This is a genomic window from Pseudomonas sp. MF4836 (genome assembly GCF_002018875.1).
Taxonomy (GTDB): Bacteria; Pseudomonadota; Gammaproteobacteria; order Pseudomonadales; family Pseudomonadaceae; genus Aquipseudomonas.
In genome coordinates, this window is sequence record NZ_MVOL01000009.1 from 1 (window position 1) to 11,517 (window position 11,517).

Annotated in this window: 9 protein-coding genes and 1 pseudogene; 8 read left to right on the forward strand and 2 right to left on the reverse strand. The window is 63.7% G+C overall.

Annotated elements, in window-relative coordinates:
- Positions 1 to 238 (reverse strand): contractile injection system protein, VgrG/Pvc8 family (locus tag MF4836_RS20700; protein WP_274522641.1); only part of this gene is annotated, 238 nt, incomplete at its 3' end.
- Positions 239 to 439: 201 nt separating this feature from the next.
- On the opposite strand from MF4836_RS20700, the gene MF4836_RS20705 reads away from it, so the two are divergent.
- The 8 genes and pseudogenes from MF4836_RS20705 to MF4836_RS20735 all read left to right on the forward strand — a co-directional run bounded on the left by MF4836_RS20705 (position 440) and on the right by MF4836_RS20735 (position 9,878).
- Positions 440 to 958: an RNA polymerase sigma factor gene (locus MF4836_RS20705; RefSeq protein ID WP_020297291.1), complete on the forward strand. Its 519-nt coding sequence runs from the start codon at positions 440 to 442 to the stop codon at positions 956 to 958.
- 199 nt (positions 959 to 1,157) lie between these two features.
- A complete protein-coding gene (locus MF4836_RS20710; RefSeq protein ID WP_078471834.1) occupies positions 1,158 to 2,129 on the forward strand; it encodes a FecR family protein in 972 nt (323 codons plus the stop codon).
- Between the two features lie 119 nt (positions 2,130 to 2,248).
- Entirely contained in the window at positions 2,249 to 4,855 is a 2,607-nt protein-coding gene (locus MF4836_RS20715) for a TonB-dependent receptor (protein WP_078471836.1), read from the forward strand.
- A 114-nt stretch (positions 4,856 to 4,969) separates the two neighbouring features.
- Complete coding sequence (locus MF4836_RS20720) at positions 4,970 to 5,578, forward strand: biliverdin-producing heme oxygenase (RefSeq protein WP_078471837.1); 609 nt, start codon at positions 4,970 to 4,972, stop codon at positions 5,576 to 5,578.
- A 153-nt stretch (positions 5,579 to 5,731) separates the two neighbouring features.
- Complete coding sequence (locus MF4836_RS20725) at positions 5,732 to 6,133, forward strand: YbaN family protein (protein WP_078471838.1); 402 nt, start codon at positions 5,732 to 5,734, stop codon at positions 6,131 to 6,133.
- Positions 6,134 to 6,543: 410 nt separating this feature from the next.
- Positions 6,544 to 7,551 (forward strand): annotated as a pseudogene (locus MF4836_RS36170) (PDC sensor domain-containing protein); the annotation flags it as partial.
- A 102-nt stretch (positions 7,552 to 7,653) separates the two neighbouring features.
- The gene (locus MF4836_RS36175) at positions 7,654 to 8,409 is read left to right on the forward strand and encodes a methyl-accepting chemotaxis protein (protein ID WP_443217373.1); all 756 of its coding nucleotides are present in this window, start codon (positions 7,654 to 7,656) and stop codon (positions 8,407 to 8,409) included.
- Positions 8,410 to 8,528: 119 nt separating this feature from the next.
- Complete coding sequence (locus MF4836_RS20735; protein WP_078471840.1) at positions 8,529 to 9,878, forward strand: CoA transferase; 1,350 nt, start codon at positions 8,529 to 8,531, stop codon at positions 9,876 to 9,878.
- A gap of 54 nt (positions 9,879 to 9,932) precedes the next feature.
- Here MF4836_RS20735 and arcD read toward each other — a convergent pair whose 3' ends face one another.
- Positions 9,933 to 11,360 (reverse strand): arginine-ornithine antiporter, encoded by a 1,428-nt coding sequence (arcD, locus tag MF4836_RS20740; RefSeq protein WP_078471841.1) that lies wholly within the window; start codon positions 11,358 to 11,360, stop codon positions 9,933 to 9,935.
- Positions 11,361 to 11,517: the final 157 nt, after the last annotated feature.

Genomic DNA, 11,517 nt, shown 5'->3' on the forward strand with positions numbered 1-11,517 from the left:
GCTGCACGAAGGAGGACACGGCGCCATGCACATAGCGCACTGGCGTCTCGCCGTGCCAGAGGGTCAGCAGCGCGGACCGATCCAGCACCTGCCCAAAGTCGATGGCCGGATTGGCACTGGTCAGTTCGACAGCCAGATGAAAGGTCTCGGACAGCGCTTCATGCAAGGTGAACTCAACAACCTCAAAAGACTCGTTGTTAATGCTGAAGGTAAAGCGCAGATCGGCTTGGCTGGCCATGCATAACTCCCTGTTACTGAGTTCCTGATCTCTAAAGCCCTGGGCTTGTACCGGCCGGCAGGGCTGTCGCCTGACTGCGGGAATCTAGAGTGGGGAGCGAGCGTGAGGCTATAAGGTGAGTCTGAAACTCACCCAGGACTTGACCAAGCACGTAGATGATAAGCATTATCATCAACTGCAAAAAATGGATCAGGCCCCGCTGTGAGTCAATCGCGCTTCAACAATGTCTTCCTCACTCAACGAATTTCTCTGCTGCGCACGCTGGAGCGGATGGTCGATAACCACAGCACCGCCGAGGACCTGCTGCAGGAAACCTACCTTCGTGTGACCCGGGCCCTCAATGAACGGGCCATCGATCACCTCGAACCCTTTGTGTTCCAGACCGCGCGCAACCTGGCTCTGGACCACTTGCGCGCGCGCCGCATCCAGGGCAGGACCCTGCTCGAAGACGTGCCGATGGAAGTGGTGGAGAACGTCGCCGCCCCCACCAGCAGCGCAGAGGATGCGGCCCATGCCGAACAACTGCTTGAGCGCCTGAACCTCAGCCTCAATCAGCTCAGCCCGCGCCAGCAGCGGATTTTTATCCTCAGCCGCCTGCACGGTCACAGTTATCAGGAGATCGCCGAAGAACTGCGGGTGTCCCTGAGCACAGTGCAAAAGGAATTGAAACTGATCATGGCCATCTGCATCGGCGTCGCCGAACGCCTGGACTCACAGTGAGTCTTAGAACCTGTTCACGATCCAGCGAGCGATGCTCAGCCACTTGTTAATGCCCCATGAACCAAGCACAGCGGATCGTGACCAGGTTCCGAGCTGATGATCGGAACGACTGCGTCAGCCCCGGGGGTTTGCTAACCTTGCCCGGCTTTCGCTCTCTCTTGAAAAAACAGCTGTGCACAGACACAGCCGAGGAACACCCGTGACGGATACTCACCGCGCCGAGCCGCCTAACCCCTCGGGCGCCTCTCCACAGGAGCTGGCCATGGATCAGGCGCTGGACTGGCTGATCGTGCTGGACCATCCCAGTGCCGAGCAAACCCGACAATTCCAGCAATGGCTGGCGGCCTCCGCACTCAATGCCCAGGCCTTCGAGAAAGCCCAGGCGATCTGGAACGGCCCGCACGTGGCGCAATCCGCCGTCGCCCTCGACAGCACCCCACCCAAGGTGTCACGCCTGGCCCGCCTGCGACCCCACTGGAAACCCCTGGCCACGGCCGCGGTACTGGTGCTCGGGCTGTTCAGCTTCAGCAATCTGCCCCTGCGCCTGCAGGCCGACCACCTAACCCAGGTCGGCGAACGTCAGCGCCTGCAACTGGAAGACGGCTCCAAGGTGCTGCTCAATACCAACTCGGCGTTTTCCAGCGACATCGACGATCAGCAGCGCGTGGCCCGGCTGTATCAGGGCGAAGCTTATTTCGAGATCCCGGCCAACCGCGGCCTGCCCCTGGAGCTGGAGGCCGGCCCGGTCCGGGCCAGCGTGCGCGATACCACCTTTGCCGTGCGCTACCTGGACGGCATTGCCCAGGTCCAGGTGCAGCGCGGCGCTATCGACTTGCGGGCGACCCATGCCGACCAGCGCATTCGCCTGTCCGCCGGGGAAAGCGTGCGCGTCGGCCCCCAGGGCTTCGAACCCCCGGCCAAACTCGATGCAGACAAGGAGCTGGCCTGGGTCCAAGGTCGCCTGGTGTTCGAAAACTGCCCGATGAGCCAGGTCCTGGCCGAACTGCGGCGCTATTACCCGGGCTGGATCGTCAACAACAACCCGCGCCTGGCCGATGTGGCCGTGACCGGCAATTACCGCCTCGACCAGCCCCTGAATGTGGTGCGATCCCTGGCCCACATCACCTCTGCGCGGCTCTCGGAATTCCCGGCGCTGGTGATCATCAATTGAGAATAATTATTTTTACTCGATAGCCTTGGGTCGTACGTCTCGTTATAGCCAATGCAATTGATTCGCATTTTAAATGCTGATCTGCACCTATAAGATTCGTGCGACCCGGAGCGCTTTCGATGTCCTCTCGCCTCAACAGCCGATCCCCTGTTCCCTCTGCCCGCCTGCAAAGTTGCACCCTGTCGTTGCTGACCGCCGCGATCCTGCTGGCCGGCGCCCAGGCCACGCCCGCCATGGCCGCCACTGCCCCGGCGCAGTCCAGTTCGAGCATGGGCAATTATCATTTCGCCATTGCCCAGCAACCCCTGGTCTCGGCGCTCAATGCCTTTACCGCGGTCACCGGCTGGCAGGTGGGGCTGCCCGCAGAACTGGGCGCCGGCGTCGCCTCCCCTGGTGTGCGCGGCTCGCTGCCGCCGGAAAAAGCCCTGGACCGGCTGCTGGCAGGCACCAACCTGAACTATCGCAAACTCGGGAACAACACCATCGTCCTGGAAAAGCGCAGCGGCGCCGACGTGGTCAACCTGCAGCAGATGACCATCAGTGCGACCCGCCAGGAACAGGACGTCAGTTCGGTGCCGAGCACGGTGACGGTGCAGGACCGCACCCAGCTCGACCGGCAGAACGTGAATAACATCAAGGAGCTGACGCGCTACGAACCCGGCGTATCGGTCGGTGGTGCAGGCAAGCGCGGTGGCGGCATCAGCGGCTACAACATCCGCGGCATCGACGGCGACCGGATCCTGACCCAGGTGGATGGGGTCGAAGTGCCCAGCAGCTTCTTCAACGGCCCCTACGCCGAAACCCAGCGCAACTACGTCGACCCGGAAATCATCAAGCGCGTGGAAATCCTGCGCGGCCCGGCCTCGGCGCTCTACGGCAGCAATGCCATCGGCGGCGCGGTGAGCTATTTCACCCTCGACCCGGACGACATCATCAAACCCGGCCAGGACCTGGGCGCACGCCTGAAAACCGGCTACAGCTCCGCCGACAACAGCTGGCTGACCTCCGGCACCTTCGCCGGGCGCAGCGGTGAGTTCGACGGTTTGCTGCACCTGAGCCAGCGCAACGGCCGTGAAACCGAGTCCTACGGCAGCACCGGCGGCACCGGCCTGAAACGCACCGAAGCCAACCCGGAAACCGTGCGCACCACCAACGTGCTGGCCAAGCTGGGCTGGAATTACAACGACGATTCGCGCCTGGGCCTGACCTACGAAAAGTACAAGGACGACCGTGACAGCAATCAGCGCAGCGTGGTCGGCGGCTTGTTCTTCAACGGCATGGGCAGCAACCTGTATCGCGCCCGTACCGCCAACGACACCGTCACCCGCGAGCGTTTCGGCCTGGAGCACAGCTTTGCCCTCGACAGCCTGCTGGTGGACAAGATCAAGTGGAGCCTGAACTACCAGATCGCCAAGACCGACCAGCATGCCGATGAGATCTACCAATCCGGGCGCCGCGTGGCCCGCACCCGCGACACCCTGTACCAGGAAAAACAGTGGGTCTTCGACGCCCAGCTGGACAAGGCGTTCAGCATTGCCGATACCGAGCACCTGCTGACCTACGGCACCAACATCAAGCAACAGAAAGTCACCGGTTACCGCTCCGGCACCGCCGTCTGCCTCAACGTGGCCACCAACTGCCCGGTCATCGGCGGGCCGAGCCTGATGCCGGCGGACAGCCTGGTCAAATCCAGTGACTTCCCGGACCCGACCATCAACACCTACGGCGTGTTCGTCCAGGACCAGATTCGCTGGAACGACTGGACCTTCCTGCCGAGCCTGCGCTACGACTACACCCAGCTCAAACCCCACGTGACCGATCAGTTCATCAATACCATCGTCGCTGCCGGCGGCAGTGCCAGCGAAATCGACGCCAAGGAAAAAACCTGGCATCGCCTGTCGCCCAAGTTCGGCCTGACCTACGCCCTGACCGAGCAGTACACCTGGTACGGCCAGTACGCCGAAGGCTTCCGCACACCGACCGCCAAGGCCTTGTACGGGCGCTTCGAAAACCCGGGCCTCGGCTACTCGGTCACGCCGAACCCGAACCTGAAGCCGGAGAAAAGCCAGAGCTGGGAAACCGGCCTGCGCGGCAACTTCGAGCACGGCAACTTCGATGTGGCGGTGTTCTATAACAAGTACCGCGACTTCATCAACGAAGACGCCATTGCTCCGGGCTACAACCAGGTCAAGTTCCTCAGCGCCAACATCAAGCACGCCACCATCAAGGGCGCGGAAGTCAAAGGCCGCCTGAACCTGGACGCCCTGGGCGCTCCCCAGGGGCTCTACACCCAGGGCTCGGTGGCATACGCCTACGGGCGCAACGCCGACAACGGCGAGCCACTCAACAGCGTCAACCCGCTCAAGGGCGTGTTTGGCCTGGGCTACGACCAGGACAACTACGGCACCCTGCTCAGCTGGACCCTGGTCAAACGCAAGGATCGGGTGGATGACAACGCATTCAAGGCGCCGGACGGCCTGACTAGCAGCAGCCAGTTCAAGACCCCGGGCTTCGGCATTCTCGACCTGACCGGCTTCTACAAGGTCACCGACGACGTCACCGTCAACGCCGGCCTGTACAACCTGACCGACAAGAAATACTGGAACTGGGACGACGTACGCGGCTACGACGGGGTCGGCGAAGCCGGCATGCTCAACCCCGCCAACCTCGACCGCCTGACCGCTCCCGGGCGCAACGTCTCGGTCAATCTGGTGTGGGATATCTGATCCATCCAGCGCCTCGCTGCCCTTTTTTTTCATGGGCAGTGAGGTTTTTTTACTGTGTCGCGTCTTCTTGTTCGTCTAGTCACTTAAGTGCATCTCATTCTCAAGGACATCTTCATGACCGCCCAGGATTCTACCCAGCCTCATCACCTGCGCTCGCAACGCCTGAACCAGATCACCCACGAGCCGCACACCAAGCTCGACACCCTGGTCAAGGCCCACGCGCCGTTTGAAACCCAGGGCAACTTCGCCCGCTTCGTGGTTGCGCAGTACCTGTTCCAGTCGGAACTGGTGGACCTGTACAACGATGCCGAACTGAACAAAATCGTCCCTGACCTCGCGGCCCGCTGCCGCGCCGAAGCGGCCAAGGCCGACCTGGCCGACCTCGACACCGAAGTCCCGGCACCGGTAGCCGGCGCGGTGAGCAACCCGAGCCAGGCCGAAGCCCTGGGCTGGATCTTCGTTTCCGAAGGCTCCAAGCTCGGCGCCGCGTTCCTGATCAAGCGCGCCGTAGGCCTGGGCCTGAGCGAAACCTTCGGTGCTCGCCACCTGGGCGAACCGGCCGGCGGCCGTGCCGAAGGCTGGAAGAGCTTCGTCAAGACCCTCGACGGCCTGACGTTCAGCGCCGAAGAAGAAGCCGCGGCGGAAAAAGGCGCCCTGGATGCCTTCAACCGCTTCACCGTGCTGCTCGAACAGGCTTACGCCAGCGCCCCGGAACTGGCCTGACGCAACCTGGGCAGGCCAGGCCCGACAAGGGCTGGCTTGCCCCTTTCAGCGACTTGGGTACCTGGCTTGAGCCGCCGCCAGCTTGCCGGCGATGGCTTTTTTCAGAAAACCGACCCAGGATTAAGCCTCTGCTCGTCACTCACCAGCGAACCCATGACCCGCTCCCCCCGACCCGCCTCGAAGCTCTCGCGCCTGCTCTTCGGCCTGCTGGCCTACACCAGCCTGGCCATCGGCCTGATCGCCATCGTCGTGCCTGGCCTGCCGACCACCGAATTCATCCTGCTGGCCGCCTGGGCCGCCACCAAAAGCTCGCCACGCCTCAGCGCCTGGCTGGAAAACCATCGCCTGTTCGGCCCCATCCTCAGTAACTGGCGCAACGGCAAGATCGTCAGCCGCCGGGCCAAGGTCAGCGCCACCCTGAGCATGCTGCTGTGCGCCGGACTGATGCTGGCCCTGCTCAATCATCACTGGACCATGTACCTGGCCATCGGCGGCATGAGCCTGGGCAACCTGTGGATCTGGTCGCGGCCAGAGGCCTTGCCTCAGATTTCCTAGCCGAAGATGACCGCTCGTCGGCTGCGTCTCACGCAAATGCCGCGCAAGCCGATGTTCCGGGCATAGCGCTGAATGGACTTGGCGCCATGAGTCATCCGACTCAAGGCTCATCACCTGTCCCTTCGCGAGATCGCCCCATGCTCGACTCTCTCTCCATCCGCCTGAAAATCGTGCTGTTGTCCGGACTGTGCCTGCTGGGCGTGGTCGGGTTGATCGTTGGCATGAACCTCTACCAGACCAACCAGAACAACCAGTTGGTCAGCACCTCCAGCACCCGGATGCTCACGGGCAGCGTGCAGAACCTGTTGCAATCCAGAGCGGGCGAACAGGCGGTCAGGCTGCAACGGAGTTTCGGCGACAGCCTGCTGGCAGTGACCGCCCTGGCCGACCAGGTCAAGGATCTGCGGGCCATGGCCGGCAAACGTGCCCTCGAAGCCTCGGCGCTGCGTGAAGAACTGAACCAGAGCCTGAAGACCGCATTCGAGCGCAATGCCAAGGTGCTGGGCATCTGGCTGGCCTTCGAGCCCGACGCCCTCGACGGCAAGGACAGCGAGTTCGCCAATGACCTGGCCCGGGGCTCCAACGAGCACGGGCGCTTTGCCAGCTACTGGAGCCGCGCCGGCGGCACCGGGCTGAACACGGTGATGACCAACGAAGACCTGAGCAAAACCACCCTCAGCCTCAGCGGTACGCCCTACAACAGCTGGTACACCTGCCCACGCGACGGCAAGCGCACCTGCCTGCTGGACCCCTACGCCGATACCGTCGGCGGCAAGTTGATGCTGATGACCACCATTTCCCTGCCGTTGATCATCGACGGCAAGGTGCTGGGGGTGATCGGCGTCGACATCGCCCTGGACTCCCTGCAAGCCGCTGCCGCTGACGCCCAGCGTGAACTGTTCAACGGTGCCGGGCATATGCTGATCGTCTCCGGCAGCGGGGTCCTGGCCGCCTACAGCTCGGACGCGAGCAAAGTCGGCAAGAACATCGGCGACACCCTCGGCGCCGACGGCAAGGACGTGCTCCAACTGCTAAACGGCAACAGCCCGCAAACCCTGCAACAGGGCGACCTGATCCGCAACGTGTACCCGGTGAGCCCGATTGCCGACGCCAAGCCCTGGGGCGTGGCCATCGACTTGCCACAGCAGGTGCTGCTGGCCGACTCGATAAAACTCCAGGCCGTGCTCGATGACGCCCAGGCCAGCGGTACCCTCAAGGCCCTGCTGGTGGCCACCGGCGCCGGCCTGCTGGGCCTGTTGCTGATCTGCCTCAGCGCCTCGGGCGTGACCCGGCCGATCAACAGCGTGGCGCAGATGCTCAAGGCCATTGCCAGCGGCGACGGTGACCTGACCCAACGCCTGCACTACAGCAAACAGGACGAGTTGGGCGAACTGGTGAACTGGTTCAACCGTTTCCTCGACAAGCTGCAGCCGACCATCGCCCAGATCAAGCAGAGCATCACCGACGCCCGTGGCACCGCCGATCAGTCTTCGGCCATCGCCCGCCAGACCAGCGAAGGCATGCAGGTGCAGTTCCGTGAAATCGACCAGGTGGCCACCGCCTCCAACGAAATGAGCGCCACCGCCCACGACGTTGCCAACAGCGCTTCCAACGCAGCCAACGCGGCACGCGGCGCCGACCAGTCGGCCCGGGAAGGCATGACCATCATCGAGCGCAGCACCCGTGATATCAGCACCCTGGCCGAGGAAGTGAGCAAGGCGGTGACCGAGGTCGAAGCCCTGGCGGTCAACAGCGAACAGATCGGCTCGGTGCTGGAAGTGATCCGCAGCATTGCCGAGCAGACCAACCTGCTGGCCCTCAACGCCGCCATCGAAGCCGCCCGCGCCGGGGAAAGCGGACGCGGGTTCGCGGTGGTCGCCGACGAGGTGCGCAACCTGGCCAAACGCACCCAGGACTCGGTGGAAGAAATCCGCCAGGTGATCGAACGCATCCAGAACGGCACCCGTGGCGTGGTGGCGACCATGCACTCGAGCCAGACCCAGGCCCACAACAACGCCGGCCAGATCCAGCAGGCCGTGCAGGCCCTGGGCAAGATCAGCGATGCGGTGACGGTCATCAGCGACATGAACCTGCAGATCGCCAGCGCCGCCGAACAGCAAAGCGCCGTGGCCGAAGAGGTCAACCGCAATGTCTCGGCGATTCGCAGCGTGACCGAAACCCTGACCGAGCAGGCCACTGAGTCGGCGAAGGTCAGCAGCCAGTTGAACGCGCTGGCGACACACCAGATGAAATTGATGGATCAGTTCCGGGTGTAACCGCCCCAGGCACTACCGACCGCTGTTGGTCATGAGGGAACCGCCGGCTCTGCCAGCGGGTTCTCGACAGCCGCAGCGGTTTCGGGGTGCAATGCCCCTCCTGCTCTGGAGGGCCTGCCATGACCGACATTCTCACGTCCATTCAAGCTGCGCTGGGGCTCCCCCAGTCGTCCATCGACTTCAGCGAAACCGGGGCCCTGCCCTCGGCCTTTGCCGTGACCGATCTGGCCAGCGCCAGTATCGCCAGCGCCGGCCAGGCCGTGGCCGAGTTGCTACATCGGCAGACCGGGCGCCTGCCGGCGCTGCGGGTCGACCGACGCCTGGCGTCGTTCTGGTTCGCCACGTCACTGCGCCCGATCGGCTGGAACATGCCACCGCTGTGGGACCCGGTTGCCGGAGATTACCCGACCCAGGACGGCTGGATCCGCCTGCACACCAATGCGCCCCATCACCGGGCGGCTGCCGAACAGGTGCTGGGCCGGGTCAGCGAGCGCAGCGCCATGGCGGCCAAAGTGGCGCAGTGGGGCAAAACCGAACTGGAACAGGCGGTGGTCGACGCTGGCGGTTGTGCGGCGCAGATGCGCAGCTGGGCGCAATGGCAGGCCCATCCCCAGGGGCAGGCGGTACAGACCGAGCCCTTGGTGGCGGTGATTGAAAATCCGCCGACCGCGCTCGGAACCTGGTCGGGAAGCCCGGCCCAGCCGCTGGCCGGGATCAAGGTATTGGACCTGACCCGGGTGCTGGCCGGGCCGATCGCCAGCCGCTTTCTCGCCGGGCTGGGGGCCGATGTGCTGCGTATCGACCCGCCGCACTGGAATGAGCCCGGAGTGGTCCCGGAGGTCACCCTGGGCAAGCGTTGCGCACGCCTGGATCTGCAGGACCCGGCCGACCGCGGCACCTTCGAAAGCCTGCTCGGGGAGGCCGATATCCTGCTCCACGGTTACCGCGCCGACGCCCTGGAACGCCTCGGTTATGGCGTGGCGCAACGCCAGGCCCTGGCCCCGGGGCTGATCGATGTCTGTCTGAACGCCTACGGCTGGAGCGGCCCCTGGCAGAACCGCCGGGGCTTCGACAGCCTGGTACAGATGAGCTGCGGGATTGCCGACGCTGGCATGATCTGGAAGCACGCCGACCAGCCCGTGCCCCTGCCAGTCCAGGCCCTGGACCACGCCACCGGCTATTTGATGGCCGCCAGGGCGATTCGCGCCCTGGACCAGCGCCTGCAGACCGGCGCCGGCAGCAGTTCGCGCCTGTCCCTGGCCCGTACCGCGCAGTTACTGCTGGAGCACAGCGCAGGCCCCTGCGAGCAGCCGCTACGCGCGGAAACAGCCGAGGACCAGGGCTTGCTGGTGGAACAGACTCCCTGGGGCCCGGCCCATCGCCTGCAAGTGCCGTTGCATATCAGCGGCTCGCCGTTGCAGTGGGCCCTCCCGGCCAGTGAGCTGGGGTCCCATCGGGCCAAATGGTGATGGCCGGCCCAAAGGCAGCCAGGGCACTCGCCACAGGGCGCTGGACGGGAGGATTCAAAGCCTTAGCAGGCCGCTGTACAGGCCGTAGGCCGCCAGTGCCGCGCCCATGATCACGGCGGCGAAGATCAGCTTCTCGAATCGGGTGAACAGCGGTTCGCCCTGCTCCCGTTTGGCCTGGGCGAACAGCACCACCCCCGGCGCATAGAGCAACGCCGACAGCAGCAGGTACTTCAGGCCGCCGGCATACAGCAGCCAGATCGCGTAGGTCAGGGCGATGGCGCCGATGAACAGGTCCTTCATGCGCTGCGCCGAGGCCTGCTCGTAGGTTTCACCGCGGCCGCTAAGCAGCACCGCATAGGCCGCCGACCACAGGTACGGCACCAGGATCATCGACGAGGCGAGGTAGATCAGGCTGGTGTAGGTACCGGCCGAGACCAGCGTGATCACCAGGAAAATCTGGATCATGCAGTTGGTCAGCCACAGCGCATTGACCGGAACGTGGTTGGAGTTTTCCTTTTTCAGGAAGGCCGGCATGGTCCGGTCGCGGGCAGTGGCGTAAAGGATCTCCGCGCACAACAAGGCCCAGGACAGCAACGCGCCCAACAGCGAGACCGCCAGGCCGATGCTGATCAGCAACGCGCCCCAGGGCCCGACGATATGCTCCAGCACCGCCGCCAGGGACGGGTTCTGCAACTGGGCCAGTTCCGGCTGGGTCATGATCCCCAGGGACAGCACATTGACCAGCACCAGCAACGCCAACACCCCGAGAAAACCGATCACCGTGGCCCGACCGACATCGGAGCGTTTCTGCGCCTTGGCCGAATAGACACTGGCGCCCTCGATGCCGATGAACACGAACACCGTGACCAGCATCATGCTGCGCACCTGATCCATCACGCTGCCGAAATTCGGGTTGCTGCGGCCCCAGATATCACGAGTGAACACGTCGGCCTTGAACGCCACGGCGGCGATCACGATAAACATCAGGATCGGCAGGATCTTGGCCACGGTGGTCAGTTGATTGATGAACGCCGCCTCCTTGATCCCGCGCAGCACCAAAAAGTGCACCGCCCACAGCAGCACCGAGGCACAGCCAATGGCAACGGGGGTGTTGCCCTGGCCGAACACCGGGAAGAAGTAGCCCAGGGTGCTGAACAGCAGCACGAAGTAGCCGACGTTGCCCATCCAGGCACTGATCCAGTAGCCCCAGGCCGAAGAGAAGCCCATGTAATCGCCAAACCCGGCCTTGGCATAGGCGTAGACCCCGGAATCCAGCTCCGGCTTGCGATTGGCCAGGGTCTGGAAGACGAAGGCCAGGGTCAGCATGCCCACGGCGGTGATCGCCCAGCCGATCAGGATCGCACCGGCATCGGCACGCGCCGCCATGTTCTGCGGCAACGAGAAAATCCCGCCGCCGATCATCGACCCCACCACCAGGGCAATAAGCGCACCGAGTCGAAGCTTTTGCGCCGGTTGTGCCATCCCTACCTCTGCATTCATGAGTCCATCCGGCGTTAACGCTACACGCAATTAAATAACTTCTACAGATTTACGTATGACTCAGTAAGTCAATTAACCATCGCTTTTTCTATAAATGGCATCACAACTCGTGGAACGCGCTGAATAACCGGAGCTTTTA